The sequence below is a fragment of the Psychrobacter sp. CX5 genome, assembly GCF_057621535.2.
The window spans coordinates 2,541,352-2,559,994 of sequence record NZ_CM177735.1; the positions used below are offsets into that span (position 1 = coordinate 2,541,352).

Consider the following 18,643-nt stretch of genomic DNA (forward strand, 5'->3'; position numbering starts at 1 on the left):
CTCTTTGACCACTACACTTCACGTTTGGTATCTGTATATTCAATGGGATCGGAAAGATGTATAGAGGAATTCACTGGTCATTTATTATATGATTTAGTAAATTCAAATACATAGATTTGTATCTTCACATTTTATCCAACCCTCAACTTGTATAGTGCTTATATTTAACCATCCTGCAGATGCATCATTAATATTAAAGTGAGTATCTTTTGACAAATATTCAGTTTTTCCTACATAATAGTTAGGTACATCACTAACTTGTGTTCTTTTAGTGGTATGTCCTTTTACTAATTTATTATTCAACCAATCTTTAAAATATGATGTCTGAAGAGTATTTTTTATATCTGACTCGCTCTTATAAGGATAATTATTTAATAACTGTTTAGAGTTTGAATCAATTAAGTCACCTCCGATACCAAAGAAATGGCTCAACTTTTTATCGTAAACACAGTTGTATTCTAAGTCACATTTATAAATATTAGTTAAATAGAAGTTACTATAATTAATATAAGGGTGTTCAAAATCTCTGTAATTCTCATGATAGGAAATACCTGTAAAGATATAAGGTTTACCTTTAATGTTATAAGGAAATGCATATGCTAACTTCGGGATATCATTTGGTACCTCAAAAGTATCTATAAGAGCTTTGCTATTATCGCTTTTTTTAATAAACAATTTTAAACTTTGATTGTGTTGTTCCGCTGTTATAAGAGGTTTATTATTTAGTTGGTCGTCCTGATTTATTGTCTTAGTATTGTTGGAGCAGGATACTAAACTAGCCCCTATAATAATGCTAGAAATAAACCTTTTCATTGACATGCTCCATATGCAGTTACAAATTTAGTTCCTATAGACTTTTTAGCTGTTTTTCTTTCGGCAAGCTTCTTGCTACCACCATTCACAAGCCTCGTAACTTTGGTAGTTACTAAATCACTTTGGAAGTCTTTTGTGTCTTTAGATGTTTCTTGTAAAATCTGCCCATTGTTCTTATCTTTCCAAAACCAAGTAGCGGTCTCTAATGCTATGTCTAAATTAGTCTCTAATAAAGTAGGCATCTCTACAATATTAATACCTGTATCTTCAGTAAAATTTTTATACTGAGCAAAATGAGTAAAGTGCATAAACCCCCTACCTCGATAATCGTTTTGCGGATATTTTTCATTACCATATAGATGAAAGCCATAAGCTTTATCATTATCCATTAAATATTTTTCTATATAATCTATTTTCTGCTGTTTTGTATAATTACCTAAACCTTTTCTTTTAAAGCCATTATTTATAGTAGTAGGAGATACACTGTAGACGTTTGCACCATTCTTAAATGTTTTTTTTGTATAATTTAAATTTTCTCGTAACGCAGTAAAATTTTGAGTTTCAATCTGCGATTGTGCAAGAAAGTTCACTAAATCTCGACAGGTATTAGCATTATACTTTTTTAAATAAAAAGGTAGTTTCAGCAAAGCTGATATAAATTTAGAACTCATGTTCGACTTGATGCTATTTATAAATTCTTCATCAATGCTGATTGATTGTCCACATTTACTACACTTTATGACTTCTCTAGTAATATTAACGGTTGTTACATCTAAATCTTTTTGAGTAGTAGTCTTAGATAAATATTGCTCGTCATATGGTAAATCACCAGGACGATCTTTAAATGTACTCATTATATACTCTCCATATTATTGATTAGCAAATGAACTTTAATTTCCTGCTCAATTGAAGTACGTAAAATCTCTGTATAACCATCTATATCAGTCGTACCTTCAAAAACCTCACCTGTTTTTTCAGCCTGAGCAATATAATCCACAAAGCTATAGGGTATATCATCGTCATCTACAAATCTAAACTGAGCACTATACTTATCTAACTTCAAATGTGCCTTTATCTCATCAGTCACACCCTCTTAAGTCTCTTGAGTTCGTTCCTTAGTCGCAACATAAGGTGTATTAGCATAAGCAATATTTTATTGCCAAAAAACACCACGCTCATCAAAGTTAATTATTAGATAATCGTAGTAATTATATCTTTTAGAGTTCATAATTACTTTTGTGTCCATTCTTATTGCTAAGTACTCATCGGTTAAATCAATCCATTCAGTTGGTGCAGTGTTGGCGGATTGAACATCATTTATTGTTATTCCACCTATATTTCTATTTTCTATGGCTGTTATGTCATGTTCAAAGTAATAATCATTGATGATACCTTTAATATAACATTCAGACTTTAGCGCTTGATAACAATAAACAATTATTTCTTCATCAGGGTGAATGAGGTATACTAGCTCTCTAGAATCTTTTGAGTTTTGAAGAATCTCTAATGTCCTTCGAGCCGAAAAGTTTTCATTAATCAGTTCTGGCTTATTGTCTGTAGTCTTTAAATTATCCGAGTAATTAGAATAATTAGTTTTATCTAACTTAGTTTCTTTTATATCTTTGGTACTTGTTGAGGTTGATGGGGTGTCTGAAAAGTTACAACCTAGTAGTAAAGTTATTAATAATATTAAAGTTGAAGGTCTCATAATTTATCCACAGCTACATTTTTTTGTTGGCAAAAACCACACATTTCCTAAATATACTGGTGCACCATTATCGTTATAATTGTGAGTTACAAAAGCGACATGTTTATTACTGGCCATTATAAACGCATAATCGTGATTCATTGCAGCTTTTAATTTATAAAAATCTTCAGAAGAGGTTAATGTATAATCTGGTTTACCTAAAATCTTCTTAAAATAGTTATTCATTTCACGTGCTGATAATATATATCTTTTATTATCAGCATAGTTCATATTTGCACTTGGGGCATTTGCTGGTATTGGTCTACCTGATTTATTCAGCGCATAGCTTACTCGGGTAGCACAGGTATCTTCTGCACCACCAGGAGAGTTTTTACCGTATCCTTCTTCTAAGTTACCACCTACTATTTCCCAAACTTGGATAGGGCCATAGCGATCGTAGTATAAATAATGTTTTTTAAACTCATCGGCATAAGGGAGTTTACAATGACATCGTGTAAAGCGACTAATATTAGCTTTTGTTAGTTTATGGATTTCTTCACTTTGGGCACTTGTTGTTCTATTAGTTCTAAGTCCCTCAAATGGATCTCTAGTGTTATTTGAACTAGGCATAATTACTCCTTTATCATAATTTTAAATGAACTTTAATTTCTTGCTCAATTGAAGTATATATATAATCAGTATAGCCTTGTGCATCTGTCGTACCTTCAAACAATTCACCTGTTTTTTGAGCCTGAGCAATATAATCCACGAAGCTATAGGGTATATCATTATCATCAACAAACCTAAACTGAGCACTATATTTGTCAAGCTTCAAATGAACCTTGATCTCATCAGGCTTAGCACTTAAAAACGTTTCAGTATTTCCATTGCTATCGGTATGACCTTCAAATATTTCTTTAGTACGTTCATTAATAGCAATATAAGGTGTGTTTACGTATGGAATGTCTAAATCATCGACGAACCGAAACTTAGCCTGATAAAAATTACCAGCGATAAACTCTGGCAACCCCCCAAGCCCCAGCCCATCAAAGCCACCCTTAGCTGGATTATGCTTACCTGCTTTTTCAATAAACTCATTGGCCTTAATCGTAATATCCCCGCCCTCAAGCGTAATACTCGCTGAGCCTGCATGAATCGTCACCTTATTACTCGCCGCAATCTCAACTGCTTGGGTTGAAGACGATATATTTACATCCTGCTTAGCGGTTGCCTCAAGTCGTCCCGTATGCGCCGATACAATGATATTGTCTTTCGCATTGGTCATACTCACACTACCGTCTGCCACAAGGGTCGTTGACTCACCGCTCACCTGATGATGCCCCTTACCACTGCTCACCATCCTATCTTGCTGTGTTGTTGACAGCATCTCACCCATAGAGCGATGAACCAGTAACGCCTCACTGACATAACCACTATCAGCAGCGCTGTCTATTAGGGTATAGGGAGTAGTGTGATGTGTGGTTTGGGTTTGCTCGTCAGCGATAGACTCAAGTTGAGTCTTAATGTCTTTATGACTGTTGACATTGCGACCAAGACCTGTGGCAAGCTGGGTTAAGCGCTCGCTTAGATGCTGACCACCAAGACTGGTTTGAGTGAGGGTTCTTATGACACAATAAAGTTAGACAAACAACGGTAAGAATAAATACTATTAAAAACGCATTTAAAAAAGAAGGTTTCTTATTGTCTAGGAGTATTATTAGTTTCTTTCAATGAGATATATACCTTGTAAGTAACAGTAAAAAATATTGTTAAATAGACAGTGAACCATACTATGTATGAAATATTTTTCCCCAAAAAAATAGTTGAGTATGAAATCTCTAGAAAACTCGATATTTCTACAAGATTTAAAGCATAAAATGAAGCCATCAGATAAATTAGAAACAAGTAATATTTAATATTTAATTTTATCGGTATTAGTGAGGTGATAAGAAAAAGAACTGACATAAGAAAGCTAACAATAAATATTATAATCGAATCATTCGATCCTGAGCTTTGAATTTCAGAAAAACTAATTAACTCGCCTGGTTTTAAATAAGATTGAGTATATAAACCACCACTTTTATCTATATAAAAACTTGAAAATAAAAGAATAAAACTTAGTAATACTATTGAAATTAATAATAACATCAAATCACCTAAAATTGAGTGGGTTGTTCTGGGTTGTACTTCCATCTAGCTGTATCCTGTTCAATATATGCATTACAGGATACTAATTTACAATTGTCTGGTTGCCCTATGATTATACCTTCAAGTGCTAGTGAGATTGCATTTTGCCATAACCATGAACGTCCATATACGCTTCTTAATATAGTACTCTTTGGTATTTCTCCAGCAATATAACTATTTAAACCACTTGACCCTGCATTATGAAAAACAGTAGCTTCATGTACGTTAAGTGTTCTACCTCTTCTATTTTGTTCATTCTTAATATTTAGTGCTACCAATTGAAGTGCAGCTTCAGCGTCTGTTGTTATTAGTTCAAATGTTGTTTTAAGATAATCAGGCTCATTAGTAATACCGAGTAATTCAGCTGCTAATCCCAACTGCATTTCGCCATAGCCATATGTAGTTGTCGGTGATAAATAATCTTTGTAGTAGGCTATGTGGTTTTTAGCCGTTGCATAAGGACCGTGATATTTTTCTTGGAATTAGCAGGTCAATGAGAGCTTGCTCATTGCTGCTATTGAGTAGGGCGTCTAGCCACTGGGTATGTTCGGTGACGTCTAAGTGTTGGCTGGCATAAGCGGCTTGAGTGCTACCTTCGGAGGCGTAAAGCCTGTCAAGGTGCATGGGTAGGGCTGTGTTATGTAGGGTTGGCATGAATACAGTCCTTGTTATTCACCTAGGGTAAATTCGATACGCCGATTACGGGTTTTACCTTCTTGGGTGTCGTTACTGGCTATGGGGTCGGTGTCTCCTTTACCGACGGTGGTAAGTCGAGAGGCGTCAATGCCACGTCCGATAAGGTATTGTTTGACGGCTTCAGCGCGCTGGTTTGATAGTAATAGGTTGGCGTTAGCATCGCCTGTGTTGTCTGTGTGGCCTGTGTAGCTCATCCCGCTTTACACTATTATCTTGGTTTGCACAGGGGCAGTCGCTAAGGCGAGTGTCATTCCTGTGCTACGATACTGCCACTAGCTAAGCGCCTGCAACCCTGTGCTTTACCAAGTATAACCGTTACAATCGGGGCTAGCGGTTAGATTGTATTCTTGCTTAGGGTGGGCGTGGTTAAAGCTTTCTAATATTTCAAAGATCACTATATTTAGAACTTACGCACTATCCCACAAAGAAATAGTATGATATAGCCAAAGACTAACAAACAAGTGATAGAACAACCGTGATAAGAGAAACCAAACATCCCAGCACAGCGAAATGTAACCTTGGACTATACACAGGTATGCTAATCAGTGAACCCATATCACCGACTTGTACAGGACTCGCAGACACCCTAGGCATCAGTCATGACAGTGTCAACCGTTTCTTAGAGCGAGAAAGCTTTGAGCCTCATGACCTATATGACCAAGCCATGCAAACCCTTGAGCCAGAAGGTGGTGTACTAAGTATTGATGACACTGTCATAGACAAACCATACAGTCATCACATGCACCTAGTTGACTACTACTGGTCAGGTAAGCACCATAAAGCGGTACAAGGAATAAATCTTATCACTTTGTACTATACCGACAAGCAAGGTAACAGCTTACCCGTTAATTACAGACTATATGATCACAGCGACAACAAAACCAAAAACGACTACTTTCTAGACATGCTAGATGAGGTTTTACAATGGGGCTTGTCTCCCTCTTATGTCACAGGGGATAGTTGGTATTCACCCACTAAGAACCTAAAGTCCATAAAATATCGTGGCTAAGGTTTTATGTTCGCGATTAAATCAAACCGTACCGTGTCTGTGACTAAAGGAACATGGCAACAGGTTCAATCGGTTCCTGAAGAGCGCTTTAGTTATCAGCCTATTTGGTTAAAAGACTTTGGCTTTGTCTATTTATCGACGATGTATAAGTCTATGTACCAATGGCATTTTAAGTTGTTTAGACCTATTGTGGCTCATGTTTGTCAGTTAGTCGATAATTAGTGGTTTCATTTGAGACCTAAGTATCAGTTCGATCTAGCATAGTCTTTGTGTCTATGATAGTGCGTAAGTTCTAATTTAGTAATTTATTCTATTTAATATGTTAAAAGCAGTAGGTTTATCATAAATTAGAATCGAACATCAATCTTAATTATCTTGTGAAGAATATACTCTGATAGTAGTGATGCTATTTGGTAAAGACTCAAGTTCATCGTATTCTTTAATGTCATTCTCTGTCAATCCAATAGCTTTAAATCCGATTAGTATATCTTCATAATCATTTGATCTGTAATTAAAATAAGCTTCGTATAAATTATCATTAGTTTCAGACTTTATTAATTCATAATTTAAATAAGTGATATTAAAGTCTTTTAAATCTAATTGAAATTCAGTTGAAATAAATTGCTTGTCAATATTACTAATATAAATACTTCTTACTTTGCTATCATTTAGATAAGTGAATACCGTAGTTTGAATATCTGTAGTCTCAAAACTATATCTAATCCACTTATTGGCTTTGGGAGTAAAAGGATCATAGATACCAAGAATATTCGACTCTGAAATCAAATCTGTTTCATTAGAAACTAGTCTCATGGCAGCCTTTGTTATTTCTGTCATGTTTTTAAAATCAGAACGAGTGATTGATTGTGAGTTATTTGCTTTTATTAATGCTTCATATAACGGTAGTCCACCTTGCATAGCAGAGCCTCCAATTTGTGTGTTTTCATAAGTTTCACAACTTACTAAAAAAAGAGATAGAGTAACTAGAGCGACTTTTATCATACTAAATTCTCAATTCTTATTATTTTGACATATCCGAATGATAAGCATATGTAGCAATGGTATTAGGTACGGTAGTCCCTTCGATAAGCTTCCACTTGTCTTCAAGCATTATAGGATCAACTATATCAATACCATTATGTTTGTATAAAAATGGTTGTCCATACTTTTTCTTGAACTGATCATACCAAGAATACGGATTTACGAATTTTATAGAACTTATTAAAGAGGTTGCAGTATCATTTGGAGTAATTACATACCCTTTACCATCAGGAGTATCAATATTTGCATCATCTAAAACATCTTTTGCAGCTTCTGCACAAGTATCATTCATATATGCTGTATACTTTTCATCACCTGATATAACCTTTTTTCTAAATTTATCAGAATGTTTCTTGATATTCATTGCCTGTGTCTTGCTTATTTTAAATTTATATAGCCTTGAAACTTCAGTAATTGTATAGTCAGTTGTGCCTGGACGTCTGCCACTAAATTCATCAATTCCTGCCTTTAATTCCGCCCTATTTGGCGTTGCCTTCCCAGAGGGACCAAAGCTAAAGACGGTTAAAATTTTTCCATTTTGTACTGTAAAAAAAAATGCATGTCCATAATCTATATTGAGATTTTGAGTATTATTCTGAAAAGCAGTAGCTATATGATTTACTTCAAAACCAATTACTAGATAATACTGACTCGAAATTACTTGAACTCTATTGTTAGAAATCATAGGTAGAGTATGATTAAGAGTACTTTTATTATAATTACTCATTATCTTTACTCCCATAGTCATCCTGCCAATCAAGCTCTAAATGAATCTCAATTTCATCTTGTTGATTTGAATAAAAACGCTCAGACCACCCTTCATCATCTGTAACGCCTTTAAATTCTTCCCCAGTACGTTTATTAACAGCTATGTAAGGCGTATTTGCATACGGCACGTCATCATCATCAACAAAATGATAAGCCAAATTGTAAACCCCATCCATCAGTGACTTTTTATCTGGAATCATATCAGGCAACCCATCAAGCCCCAGCCCATCAAACCCACCACTCGCTGGATTATGCTTACCTGCTTTTTCAATAAACTCATTGGCTTTAATCGTAATATCACCGCCTTCAAGCGTAATACTCGCTGAGCCTGCATGAATCGTTACCTTATTACTCGCCGCAATCTCAACTTCTTTAGTTGAAGACGATATATTTACATCCTGCTTAGCGGTTGCCTCAAGTCGTCCCGTATGCGCCGATACAATGATATTGTCTTTCGCATTGGTCATACTCACACTACCGTCTGCCACAAGGGTCGTTGACTCACCGCTCACCTGATGATGCCCCTTACCACTACTCACCATCCTATCTTGCTGAGTGGTAGACAGCATCTCACCCATAGAGCGATGAACCAGTAATTCCTCACTGACGTAACCACTATCAGCGGCGCTGTCTATTAATGTATAGGGTGTTTGTTGATGCGTAGTAGAAGTTTGCTCGTCAGCGATAGACTCAAGTTGAGTCTTAATGTCTTTATGACTATTAACATGACGACCTAAACCTGTCGCAAGCTGGGTTAAGCGCTCGCTTAGATGCTGACCACCAAGACTGGTTTGAGTGAGGGTAGGGGTATGATGCTGATAGTCATGCTTTGTGCTTTGGGCATAGGTTTGCGGCTGTGAGGACATCACCATAGCCTGCCCAGTCTTCACACTTACCTGTGCATCAGTTGCGACATGAATACCGTCACGTTTGCTAGACTCTGTAGCAGGGTGAATCACACCCATCTTAACCTTTGACTTAACGTGGCTGCTGTTATTTGCTAACTGAGAATACGCCTGATCAGATCGGTGCTCGGTGACCCACTCGGATAACGCACCATCTGCCTGATGCCGATAGCCGCTTTCTACCGCTTTGTCATCATGACAAGCAAATAGGCTAGGGCGAGTGGTCGATAATAGACTGCCTGTATTGATTAAATGCTCACCATCACCAATAGACTGCACAAGCGTTTGATCATCCGCTCTATGCGTGAAGTGAGTGCCATAGTTCGCTCCTGCCTGTGCCTCAAGTCTTGATATAGGCTGGGCAGGGGTATCAAACAGCATAAGCCGAGTAGGGGTCATATGATCACGACTGTCTGAACCGCCCCGACTATATCGGAGAGTGGATTACTTGAGTCAGGCAACTTTGTCTGACTCACTAAGACTATCATAGTATCGTCTCTCAAACTCAAAAGGCGACACATAACCAATCGTACTATGCAAACGTGTTCTATTGAACCAATCGACCCATTCAAGAGTTGCTAATTCAACATCGCTCACACCTTGCCACTGTTGTTTTAAATACTCAATCACCTCCGTTTTATAAAGCCCGTTAACCGTTTCAGCTAATGCATTATCGTACGAATCACCTGTCGTGCCAACAGATGCAATGATACCTGAATCAGCCATCTTATCCGTATAGCGAATGGATAAATACTGAACGCCGCGATCACTATGATGGATCACATCTTTTGGGTTGTTTCTGTTTGCAATTGCTTGATTTAACGCTGCCATCACCATATCGGTGTTCATACGATTAGACACCTTCCAGCCAACAATACTACGGGCAAACACATCAATGATAAAGGCGGTATATACCCAACCACTCAGCGTTTTAACGTAGGTAAAGTCAGCCACCCATAGCTGGTTCGGTCTATGGGCATTAAAGTTACGATTAACTAAGTCGTCTGCCCGTATTTGATCATCACGAGACTTAGTGGTTATCTTACCTTTACCTCGCCAAATACCTTGCATGCCATGCTGGCGCATTAACCGCTCTACAGTGCAACGTGCAGGATGTATACCTTCGGATTTCAACTGTTTCCAGACTTTACGAGCACCGTATCGGCATTTGCTGTCCTTCCAAATACGTTTAATCTCATTAAGATAGAAGTCGTCATGCTGACTACGCTGTGAACGTTTCTCTGGATTATCGTTTAAGTCTTTTATGCGGTAGTAGGTTGATGGAGCAATCGGTAATACTCTACAGATTGGCTCGACTCCATATTGTTGTTTGTGATCGTCTATAAAATCAACCATTACTTGGGTTTGCGGTCGAGCTCCGCCTGGGCGAAAAAAGCTGCAGCTTTCTTTATAATCTCATTGGCTTGCTTTAATTCTTTGTTCTCACGTTCAAGCTCTTTGATGCGCTCGGCTTGGCTTTGAGCTTCAATATTTGCAGGAATGGTTTTATCAATGTGCTTTTTATGCCATGATCGTAGGGTCTCAGGTGTGCAACCTATCTTTGGCGCTATGGCTTTGATGGCTGACCAGGTGGATGGGTAGTCGTCTTTAGCTTCAATAAGCATACGGACGGCTCGCTCTTTCATTTCAGGGGTATAGTTTCGTGTTTTCATTGTCGTATTCTCTCAGAAAGTTAGTTCTCCGACAATCCCGGGGCGGTTCAGTCCGTGTCTGACTGATCTTCTGTGATACCTGTCATAGGCGGCAATACTTGTTTGCGATATAAATGACCCACCCAAGGGGTGTCGGCTAATATCAAACTTAACTGAGTCAGATGACTGCCTGCCTCTAGATGTAAAGCATGACGCTCACGGTGGCGACGGCTTAGAGTCAGCCCTGTGATGTGAGTGAGGCTATTACGTGCTAAGTGAGTCAGATGGGTGACGCGGTAGTGGTCATTTAAGCGGTTATGACCGTCTAAGATAAAGGTATCTGCTACATTGGCATCAGTGGCGTATGCTAGAGCAGTATAGCGGTTATGAGATGCCGTTAAGCTTTGAGCGATACTTTGAGCATCATCGATACTTTGAGTATCTGTCACAGGAGCAAAGGCGGCTGGGGTATCAATGGCTAGCTTGGCGGTAAAGACACTTGAGTCATAGACGGGTGTGGTGGCTGTGCTTTGCTCGGGATGAGATACTGCGGCGGTATTAAAGCGCTGAACATTGACTTGGCTAGGTAGCGCGGTAACACGATGCGTGATGGCAAGTACGGGGGCGTGAACCCGGTCATGCAGTGCGTGATGATAGCGTATCGCACCGATGTTATAACTGATATCTTCTGATTCAGTTGGCTGACAGCTTGTGATAACCAAGCGTGGCGGGGTGTGCTTAATCGTTTGGGTATGACGCAGATAGCCGGTTAGGCCCTGACGCGATAGACGCTCACAGATATGGGCCCAGTCGCTGAGTTGCCACTGGGTCATGCGTGCTGGGGTCCAGTCATGACCGCTGTCATCTATGATGTCAACATTGATGGTAGATAGGCGCTGTGCAGCCATACTCACCACATCGGTATGGGTGTCTATATGGGCACGGGCATGTTGATGCAGCGTTGAGGTGATGGGCTGGGCGATAAGGCGGTAGTAGCCATAGCTGCCTTCATGATCTATTTGACGTATGGCGGTGATATACAGGTGGCGATAGGCGGTACCACTTGGGGTGTCAAAGCTTAAGGTCAAGGGGGAGCCAATAAGGTGCGCTTGTGAGCTAAAGGGGGGCTGATGGCGCTCATGGATATAGGTGTTGATGACATAGGTGTCTATACTGTGCTGGGCATGCTGTGAGCGACTGTTTGGGTTTAGCAGGTCGATGAGAGCTTGCTCATTGCTGCTATTGAGTAGGGCGTCTAGCCACTGGGTATGTTCGGTGACGTCTAAGTGTTGGCTGGCATAGGCGGCTTGGGTGCTACCTTCGGAGGCGTAAAGCCTGTCAAGGTGCATGGGTAGGGCTGTGTTATGTAGGGTTGGCATGAATACAGTCCTTGTTATTCACCTAGGGTAAATTCGATACGCCGATTACGGGTTTTACCTTCTTGGGTGTCGTTACTGGCTATGGGGTCGGTGTCTCCTTTACCCACGGTGGTTAGTCGAGAGGCGTCAATACCACGTCCGATAAGGTATTGTTTGACGGCTTCAGCGCGCTGGTTGGATAGTAATAGGTTGGCGTTTGCGTCGCCTGTGTTGTCGGTGTGGCCTGTGGAGCATTTCCCGCTTTACACTATTATCTTGGCTTGCACGGGGCAGTCGCTAAGGCGAGTGTCATTCCTGTGCTACGATACTGCCACTAGCCAAGTGCCTGCAACCCTGTGCTTTACCAAGTATAACCGTTACAATCGGGGCTAGCGGTTAGATTGTATTCTTGCTTAGAGTGGGCGTGGTTAAAGCTATTCTAAGCTTCTCCATCAAATTGCCAAATGACGATTCCCCAATTATTGTTTGGATAGTCTGGCATGATTGTGCCTTGTTTGAAGTAGGCTCGGCTGTCAGCTTTAGCATGGGTAAACCAGAACCCTGATTTAGGACAAGGCTGATTTGCAGGACAACGTCCGCTAGCTTGGCTGGTTATTTCAGGTTTAGCTTTTGGTTGTTTCTCATAGTAAGGTGTCATGTCTTCGCCAGATTCTTGACGTTTAATGAACTCCTCGTAGGTTATTTTATAAGGGTCAATCGATACAAACTTGCTGGTGTCGATACCTGTCTTTTCTAGCACAATTGGCAGGGTGTAGTCTGGTTGATCTTGTTGGATGTCTAAGCCTATCTCTAAAGCTTGAGTTTCACTTTGTAACCGCCCTAAAGGAAGTTTTGCATAAATATCAGGATAAGTTTGTTCCCAGTTTTTTCGATGATCCGCACCCACAGTTCTTTTTACTTTTTCAACTTGGTCATATATGTTTAAGCTCATCAGATAATGTCTATTATTTGTTGTTTCATCTGTTTGTCGGTCTAATCGTATATCCATAAATGTGTCGGTATTGTGGCGTATATACCATACATGACCGTCATCTAGGCGCATCCAATCGTTGAAAGTTAATGGGTAAGATAAGTCTAATGCATAGGTGTCTCCATTGGGATTAGTAGTGAACTTAAAGCTATCAGAAGAGGAGATACGAGGGTTTTCAATACTATTATCATAAACCCAACCTTTATCTTGCAATTGCTTAAAGAAAGCCATAGTCTTCTCATAGGCCTCTCTATCACTTATACTTTCCTTATCTTTATTGTAGATAAAAGCAATATCAAAACTCGTTAACAGACTATCATTTATTTTGATATCATCATAAGCCATTACATACATGACCCCATCAATTAGGATTTCATCATCAGAGTATTTAAATAGCAGTGGTGCTTCTTGATAACGAGGAAAGTCATAGCCTTGAAAGGTAGCTCCCATTGGCTGAGTATCTGCTTCCCTATATTGCTGATAACTAGGATTCATTTCATACAGCTTTTTTGCCGAAATATTCAATGTGATTTCTAAGGGCTTACTCGGCATAACGACCTCTTTATTAGCTTGACAAGCAGTTGACGAAATAAATAAAACAACTAAGATGATTGGCATAAATAGTCGTTTTAACATAGAAATACACTCAATTATTTTGAATAAGCTCATAAGTCTGCCTTGTTGTACCAACTTGCCATAGTTCTTAGCTGACTATGCATATAAGTTTTTTCATTTTGCATCAATCCATGAAATTTTTTAGCAGCCTTATTGATCCACTTCATTCGACTGTTATAATCGTATAAGATAATATCTGAATCAGGTTTTGATACGTATTTATCATAGTCTGGATCATCTTTATATGTTCGTGGATTTCCACGATAATGGTAACCAGAATCTGCTCTAACCTGTGGAATTTTACAATCAGATGAAAAGAAAAGACTCACTTCCGGAGCAAAATCCTTAATAACTGGCATACCCATAGCATCGATTTCCTTAATATTTCTAGTTTTGCTATATATAAGAGGTTGTAAAATCTTACCTTGTTCATGTTTTGCAATTTCTAAAACATTAGATAATTGAGCTTCCTTCTTTTTATTCTCAGTAGTATAGGTTTCAAAATTTAAAACTCCCTTAAAACCCGTAACAATAAAACTGTTGCTTTTTAAGTTATTAATCTTATGAATAGATTTAGATGCCCAAGGAGCGTTATTTATAGCTACTTTCATTTGTGGAACAAGATTATCGGTGTTTCTACTTTCAATACAATTAAAAAATACGTTTGATCCATAACTGCTATAGTAATGATGCCATCCTGCAATATCTTGGAATAGCCAGAAATTACCTTGACCAAACCAATCTTCAGCACTAACTAACCAATTGATATTTTTTGATACTAAGTTTAGAGTCCAATGTTCTAATGTACACGCTACTGTTTTACTAGCAAATGCACCTAAAGCCATCCAATAAAAGCGACCTATCTTAGATGTATCTCCGATATTATGACCGTTATCTTTCTCTATTTCTAAATAAAACCTTGCATATGTCCCTGCTATACGCCTTGCTCTTGCACTTTTACTTTTAATATAACTATAAGTATTATCACTAACTGAGTTAGCTAAGCGTTGTAGGCAAAATTTTTGTGAGATTGACCATAAGTCGGTACATGAACATGTTTGTGGTGTACAGCTGTTTAGTTGTGTGGTAGTTTTATTACTCATCTAAACTCTCCTAAGTTTCATTATTAATAAATTTAGGCCAAACTAAATCAACTTTAAATGTTTCTTCCTTATCTCCTGAATCAATTCGAGGTGTTTTACCTTCATCATCAGATTTAGCTTTTATATTTACTTTATTAGAAGTGATTAAATAGTCTAGATTAGGTAGTGGATTACCCAATGGATCAACTAGCTGCACTTGCTCATCATAAAACTCCTTTTGCATTAACTTATCATAAGGCAATCTCGACAGATAGTTTCCATCAAACCCACCCTTAGCTGGATTATGCTTACCCGCTTTTTCAATAAACTCATTGGCCTTAATCGTAATATCACCGCCCTCAAGCGTAATACTTGCTGAGCCTGCATGAATCGTCACCTTATTACTCGCCGCAATCTCAACTGCTTGGGTTGAAGACGATATATTCACATCCTTATTAGCCGTAGCCTCAAGTCGTCCCGTATGCGCCGATACAATGATATTCTCTTTCGCATTGGTCATACTCACACTACCGTCCGCCACAAGGGTCGTTGACTCACCACTCACCTGATGATGCCCCCTACCACTCGTCACCATCCTATCTTGCTGAGTGGTAGATAACATTTCACCCATAGAGCGATGAACCAGTAATTCCTCACTGACGTAACCACTATCAGCGGCGCTGTCTATTAGGGTATAGGGAGTAGTGTGATGTGTGGTTTGGGTTTGCTCGTCAGCGATAGACTCAAGCTGAGTCTTAATGTCTTTATGGCTATTAACCTGACGACCTAAACCTGTGGCAAGCTGGGTTAAGCGCTCGCTTAGATGTTGACCACCAAGACTGGTTTGAGTGAGCGTCGGGGTATGATGCTGATAATCATGCTTTGTGCTTTGGGCATAGGTTTGCGGCTGTGAGGACATCACCATAGCCTGCCCAGTCTTCACACTTACCTGTGCATCAGTTGCGACATGAATACCGTCACGTTTACTAGCCTCTGTAGCAGGGTGAATCACACCCATCTTAACCTTTGACTTAACATGGCTGCTATTATTTGCTAACTGAGAATACGCCTGATCAGATCGGTGCTCGGTGACCCACTCGGATAACGCACCATCTGCCTGATGCCGATAGCCGCTTTCTACCGCTTTGTCATCATGAGAAGCAAATAGGCTAGGGCGAGTGGTCGATAGTAGACTGCCTGTATTAATTAAATGCTCACCATCACCAATAGACTGCACAAGCGTTTGATCATCCGCTCTATGTGTGAAGTGAGTACCATAGTTCGCTCCTGCCTGTGCCTCAAGTCTTGATATAGGCTGGGCTTGGGTATCAAACAACATAAGCCGAGTAGGGGTCATATGATCACGACTGTCCGTGTCTGACTGATCTTCTGTAATACCTGTCATAGGCGGCAATACTTGTTTGCGATATAAATGACCCACCCAAGGGGTATCGACTAATATCAAGCTTAATTGAGTCAGATGACTGCCTGCCTCTAGATGTGAAGCATGACGCTCACGGTGGCGACGGCTTTGAGTCAGCCCGGTGATGTGGGTCAGGCTGTTGCGTGCTAAGTGTGTTAAATGGGTGACGCGGTAATGGTCATTTAAGCGGTTATGACCCTCTAAGATAAAGGTATCTGCTACATTGGCATCAGTGGCGTGTGCTAGAGCAGTATAGCGGTTATGAGCTGCCGTAAAGCTTTGAGCGATACTTTGAGCATCATCGATACTTTGGGTGTCTGTCACAGGAGCAAAGGCGGCTGGGGTATCAATGGCTAGCTTGGCGGTAAAGACACTTGAGTCATAGACGGGTGTGGTGGCTGTGCTTTGCTCGGGATGAGATACTGCGGCGGTATTAAAGCGCTGAACATTGATTTGGCTAGGTAGCGCGGTAACACGATGCGTGATGGCAAGTACGGGGGCGTGAACCCGGTCATGCAGTGCTTGATGATAGCGTATCGCACCGATGTTATAACTGATATTGTCCGCTTCGCTGGGCGTGCTACTGGTGATAACCAAGTGTGGCGGGGTGTGCTTAATCGTTTGGGTATGACGCAGATAGCCGGTTAGGCCCTGACGCGATAGACGTTCACAGATATGTGCCCAGTCGCTGAGTTGCCACTGGGTCATGCGTGCTGGGGTCCAGTCATGGCCGCTGTCATCTATGATGTCAACATTAATGGTAGATAGGCGCTGTGCAGCCATACTCACCACATCGGTATGGGTGTCTATATGGGCACGGGCATGTTGATGCAGCGTTGAGGTGATAGGTTGGGCGATAAGGCGGTAGTAGCCATAGCTGCCTTCATGATCTATTTGACGTATGGCGGTGATATACAGGTGGCGATAGGCAGTACCACTTGGGGTGTCAAAGCTTAAGGTCAAGGGAGAACCAATAAGGTGCGCCTGTGAGCTAAAGGGGGGCTGATGGCGCTCATGGATATAGGTGTTGATGACATAGGTGTCTATACTGTGCTGGGCATGCTGTGAGCGATTGTTTGGGTTTAGCAGGTCGATGAGAGCTTGCTCATTGCTGCTATTGAGTAGGGCGTCTAGCCACTGGGTATGTTCGGTGACGTCTAAGTGTTGGCTAGCATAGGCGGCTTGGGTGCTACCTTCGGAGGCGTAAAGCCTGTCAAGGTGCATGGGTAGGGCTGTGTTGTGTAGGGTTGGCATGAATACAGTCCTTGTTATTCACCTAGGGTAAATTCGATACGCCGATTACGGGTTTTGCCTTCTTCGGTGTCGTTACTGGCGATGGGGTCGGTGTCTCCTTTACCTACGGTGGTTAGTCGAGAGGCGTCAATACCACGTCCGATAAGGTATTGTTTGACGGCTTCTGCCCGCTGGTTGGATAGTAATAGGTTGGCGTTTGCGTCGCCTGTGTTGTCTGTGTGGCCTGTGTAGCATTTCCCGCTTTACACTATTATCTTGGTTTGCACAGGGGCAGTCGCTAAGGCGAGTGTCATTCCTGTGCTACGATACTGCCACTAGCTAAGCGCCTGCAACCCTGTGCTTTACCAAGTATAACCGTTACAATCGGGGCTAGCGGTTAGATTGTATTCTTGCTTAGGGTGGGCGTGTTTGGGGTTAAAGCTACTTCAAATCATCTAAATCAGGCAACTGTGAATCATCGTCAATACCAAAGGCCATCTGACCTAATTTTTTAAAGTCGATATGTTGGATTTCAATTAAGTCGGGTAAAAGATTGAGATAAACAAATATATTCATCTTATCGATATTTTTTATGGAAGCATTGTCATTAATAGCAAGAGCAGGAACAAAGCCAAACATTTGGTCATACTCAAGTGGACCAAACTTTTTGACACAGCGGTCGAATAGGGGTTTGCTATTATTATCAACCATATCTATATATATATTGTCTCTTTAAAAGCGAAAAATAATTCAATTTTTCTATCTGCTAGGCCTTTCGCAATATCTTTTGCTTCCCCTTTTTCTTGAAAAACCCAACCAAGGGTTGGAGTAATTGTATAGGCATGACCTGTTTTTTCACCCCAAACGTATAATTTGCCAAAGCCACTACGTGTAATCACATAATAATTGTCTTGTTTTAGAATGTCTTCACCTAACCAAATCGCTAGCTCATCTTTATAGTCAGCAGGATTAACGATCCAAAATAGACCTTGCTTAAAACGGCAAAATCCAACTTTCTTCCAATAAAAAGAAGTCTATCCGGTAATTTACCACGGTAATATTGCATAACCTCTTCAGGGACAGGCTGCTGCCAATCTGGTAGTCCAAATTTTGTAATAAAATAATCAAATTCTTCATCTACTATATATTCACTCATACTATTTTCCAAACGGACATTAAATAT

20 protein-coding genes, 3 pseudogenes and 1 other annotated feature are annotated in these 18,643 nt (G+C 40.0%); of the genes and pseudogenes, 1 reads left to right on the plus strand and 22 read right to left on the minus strand.

Annotated features, from left to right (window positions below):
* Window positions 1-102 precede the first annotated feature (102 nt).
* From AC21OG_RS09825 to AC21OG_RS09865, 9 genes are all read right to left on the minus strand, one after another.
* Window positions 103-813: a hypothetical protein gene (locus AC21OG_RS09825; protein ID WP_487378459.1), complete on the minus strand. Its 711-nt coding sequence runs from the start codon at window positions 811-813 to the stop codon at window positions 103-105.
* A complete protein-coding gene (locus AC21OG_RS09830; protein WP_486548029.1) occupies window positions 810-1,667 on the minus strand; it encodes a hypothetical protein in 858 nt (285 codons plus the stop codon). The genes AC21OG_RS09825 and AC21OG_RS09830 overlap by 4 nt, the downstream gene beginning before the upstream one ends.
* Window positions 1,667-1,900, minus strand: a complete 234-nt coding sequence (locus tag AC21OG_RS09835; RefSeq protein ID WP_486548028.1) for a hypothetical protein — start codon at window positions 1,898-1,900, stop codon at window positions 1,667-1,669. The genes AC21OG_RS09830 and AC21OG_RS09835 overlap by 1 nt, the downstream gene beginning before the upstream one ends.
* A gap of 66 nt (window positions 1,901-1,966) precedes the next feature.
* Complete coding sequence (locus AC21OG_RS09840; protein WP_487378460.1) at window positions 1,967-2,521, minus strand: hypothetical protein; 555 nt, start codon at window positions 2,519-2,521, stop codon at window positions 1,967-1,969.
* 3 nt (window positions 2,522-2,524) lie between these two features.
* On the minus strand, window positions 2,525-3,130 hold the full coding sequence (locus AC21OG_RS09845) for a T6SS effector amidase Tae4 family protein (protein WP_487378461.1): 606 nt from the start codon (window positions 3,128-3,130) through the stop codon (window positions 2,525-2,527).
* 13 nt (window positions 3,131-3,143) lie between these two features.
* Window positions 3,144-4,127 (minus strand): DUF2345 domain-containing protein, encoded by a 984-nt coding sequence (locus tag AC21OG_RS09850; RefSeq protein ID WP_491185085.1) that lies wholly within the window; start codon window positions 4,125-4,127, stop codon window positions 3,144-3,146.
* 529 nt (window positions 4,128-4,656) lie between these two features.
* Window positions 4,657-5,070 carry a hypothetical protein gene (locus AC21OG_RS09855; protein WP_487378462.1) on the minus strand — a complete coding sequence of 138 codons (414 nt, stop codon included), beginning with the start codon at window positions 5,068-5,070 and terminating at the stop codon, window positions 4,657-4,659.
* Between the two features lie 61 nt (window positions 5,071-5,131).
* On the minus strand, window positions 5,132-5,341 hold the full coding sequence (locus tag AC21OG_RS09860) for a hypothetical protein (protein WP_487378463.1): 210 nt from the start codon (window positions 5,339-5,341) through the stop codon (window positions 5,132-5,134).
* Between the two features lie 14 nt (window positions 5,342-5,355).
* Window positions 5,356-5,577 carry an OmpA family protein gene (locus AC21OG_RS09865; RefSeq protein WP_487378464.1) on the minus strand — a complete coding sequence of 74 codons (222 nt, stop codon included), beginning with the start codon at window positions 5,575-5,577 and terminating at the stop codon, window positions 5,356-5,358.
* A 284-nt stretch (window positions 5,578-5,861) separates the two neighbouring features.
* Here AC21OG_RS09865 and AC21OG_RS09870 point away from each other — a divergent pair.
* A pseudogene (locus tag AC21OG_RS09870) lies at window positions 5,862-6,527 on the plus strand (IS701 family transposase); the annotation flags it as partial.
* Window positions 6,528-6,758: 231 nt separating this feature from the next.
* Here AC21OG_RS09870 and AC21OG_RS09875 read toward each other — a convergent pair.
* The 13 genes and pseudogenes from AC21OG_RS09875 to AC21OG_RS09935 all read right to left on the minus strand — a co-directional run bounded on the left by AC21OG_RS09875 (window position 6,759) and on the right by AC21OG_RS09935 (window position 18,616).
* Complete coding sequence (locus AC21OG_RS09875; protein WP_487378465.1) at window positions 6,759-7,394, minus strand: hypothetical protein; 636 nt, start codon at window positions 7,392-7,394, stop codon at window positions 6,759-6,761.
* Between the two features lie 19 nt (window positions 7,395-7,413).
* Window positions 7,414-8,160: a hypothetical protein gene (locus tag AC21OG_RS09880; protein ID WP_487378466.1), complete on the minus strand. Its 747-nt coding sequence runs from the start codon at window positions 8,158-8,160 to the stop codon at window positions 7,414-7,416.
* Window positions 8,153-9,505: a DUF2345 domain-containing protein gene (locus tag AC21OG_RS09885; protein ID WP_487378467.1), complete on the minus strand. Its 1,353-nt coding sequence runs from the start codon at window positions 9,503-9,505 to the stop codon at window positions 8,153-8,155. Before AC21OG_RS09885 ends, AC21OG_RS09880 begins: the two co-directional genes overlap by 8 nt.
* Before the next feature lie 54 nt (window positions 9,506-9,559).
* Window positions 9,560-10,779, minus strand: a protein-coding gene (locus AC21OG_RS09890; RefSeq protein WP_487376832.1) for an IS3 family transposase whose coding sequence is annotated in 2 segments (ribosomal slippage) — window positions 9,560-10,503 and window positions 10,503-10,779 — 1,221 coding nt in all. Because the reading frame shifts where the segments join, the coding sequence is not laid out codon by codon here.
* Window positions 10,388-10,504 (minus strand) — a sequence feature (AL1L pseudoknot). (Overlaps the previous gene by 117 nt.)
* Window positions 10,780-10,826: 47 nt before the next feature.
* The gene (locus tag AC21OG_RS09895; RefSeq protein WP_491185036.1) at window positions 10,827-12,137 is read right to left on the minus strand and encodes a hypothetical protein; all 1,311 of its coding nucleotides are present in this window, start codon (window positions 12,135-12,137) and stop codon (window positions 10,827-10,829) included.
* A 14-nt stretch (window positions 12,138-12,151) separates the two neighbouring features.
* Window positions 12,152-12,304, minus strand: a pseudogene (locus AC21OG_RS09900) (OmpA family protein); the annotation flags it as partial.
* Window positions 12,305-12,555: 251 nt separating this feature from the next.
* Complete coding sequence (locus AC21OG_RS09905; protein WP_487378444.1) at window positions 12,556-13,776, minus strand: hypothetical protein; 1,221 nt, start codon at window positions 13,774-13,776, stop codon at window positions 12,556-12,558.
* Entirely contained in the window at window positions 13,773-14,825 is a 1,053-nt protein-coding gene (locus AC21OG_RS09910) for a DUF2515 family protein (RefSeq protein ID WP_487378445.1), read from the minus strand. The genes AC21OG_RS09905 and AC21OG_RS09910 overlap by 4 nt, the downstream gene beginning before the upstream one ends.
* A 10-nt stretch (window positions 14,826-14,835) precedes the next feature.
* On the minus strand, window positions 14,836-17,481 hold the full coding sequence (locus AC21OG_RS09915; protein ID WP_487378446.1) for a DUF2345 domain-containing protein: 2,646 nt from the start codon (window positions 17,479-17,481) through the stop codon (window positions 14,836-14,838).
* A gap of 14 nt (window positions 17,482-17,495) precedes the next feature.
* Window positions 17,496-17,648, minus strand: a pseudogene (locus tag AC21OG_RS09920) (OmpA family protein); the annotation flags it as partial.
* Window positions 17,649-17,901: 253 nt separating this feature from the next.
* Complete coding sequence (locus AC21OG_RS09925; protein ID WP_487378447.1) at window positions 17,902-18,171, minus strand: T6SS immunity protein Tdi1 domain-containing protein; 270 nt, start codon at window positions 18,169-18,171, stop codon at window positions 17,902-17,904.
* Between the two features lie 2 nt (window positions 18,172-18,173).
* On the minus strand, window positions 18,174-18,437 hold the full coding sequence (locus tag AC21OG_RS09930) for a GAD-like domain-containing protein (RefSeq protein ID WP_487378457.1): 264 nt from the start codon (window positions 18,435-18,437) through the stop codon (window positions 18,174-18,176).
* On the minus strand, window positions 18,404-18,616 hold the full coding sequence (locus tag AC21OG_RS09935; RefSeq protein ID WP_487378448.1) for a hypothetical protein: 213 nt from the start codon (window positions 18,614-18,616) through the stop codon (window positions 18,404-18,406). The genes AC21OG_RS09930 and AC21OG_RS09935 overlap by 34 nt, the downstream gene beginning before the upstream one ends.
* Between the last annotated feature and the right edge of the window lie 27 nt (window positions 18,617-18,643).

Bases quoted from the DNA above. Each gene is read 5' to 3' on its own strand.
- AC21OG_RS09885 (WP_487378467.1), bottom strand. From the start codon at position 9,505: ATGACCCCTACTCGGCTTATGCTGTTTGATACCCCTGCCCAGCCTATA.
- AC21OG_RS09910 (WP_487378445.1), bottom strand. From the start codon at position 14,825: ATGAGTAATAAAACTACCACACAACTAAACAGCTGTACACCACAAACA.
- AC21OG_RS09860 (WP_487378463.1), bottom strand. From the start codon at position 5,341: ATGCCAACCCTACATAACACAGCCCTACCCATGCACCTTGACAGGCTT.
- AC21OG_RS09830 (WP_486548029.1), bottom strand. From the start codon at position 1,667: ATGAGTACATTTAAAGATCGTCCTGGTGATTTACCATATGACGAGCAA.
- AC21OG_RS09905 (WP_487378444.1), bottom strand. From the start codon at position 13,776: ATGAGCTTATTCAAAATAATTGAGTGTATTTCTATGTTAAAACGACTA.
- AC21OG_RS09855 (WP_487378462.1), bottom strand. From the start codon at position 5,070: ATGCAGTTGGGATTAGCAGCTGAATTACTCGGTATTACTAATGAGCCT.
- AC21OG_RS09935 (WP_487378448.1), bottom strand. From the start codon at position 18,616: ATGAGTGAATATATAGTAGATGAAGAATTTGATTATTTTATTACAAAA.
- AC21OG_RS09895 (WP_491185036.1), bottom strand. From the start codon at position 12,137: ATGCCAACCCTACATAACACAGCCCTACCCATGCACCTTGACAGGCTT.
- AC21OG_RS09865 (WP_487378464.1), bottom strand. From the start codon at position 5,577: ATGAGCTACACAGGCCACACAGACAACACAGGCGATGCTAACGCCAAC.
- AC21OG_RS09925 (WP_487378447.1), bottom strand. From the start codon at position 18,171: ATGGTTGATAATAATAGCAAACCCCTATTCGACCGCTGTGTCAAAAAG.
- AC21OG_RS09915 (WP_487378446.1), bottom strand. From the start codon at position 17,481: ATGCCAACCCTACACAACACAGCCCTACCCATGCACCTTGACAGGCTT.
- AC21OG_RS09845 (WP_487378461.1), bottom strand. From the start codon at position 3,130: ATGCCTAGTTCAAATAACACTAGAGATCCATTTGAGGGACTTAGAACT.
- AC21OG_RS09875 (WP_487378465.1), bottom strand. From the start codon at position 7,394: ATGATAAAAGTCGCTCTAGTTACTCTATCTCTTTTTTTAGTAAGTTGT.
- AC21OG_RS09880 (WP_487378466.1), bottom strand. From the start codon at position 8,160: ATGAGTAATTATAATAAAAGTACTCTTAATCATACTCTACCTATGATT.
- AC21OG_RS09825 (WP_487378459.1), bottom strand. From the start codon at position 813: ATGAAAAGGTTTATTTCTAGCATTATTATAGGGGCTAGTTTAGTATCC.
- AC21OG_RS09840 (WP_487378460.1), bottom strand. From the start codon at position 2,521: ATGAGACCTTCAACTTTAATATTATTAATAACTTTACTACTAGGTTGT.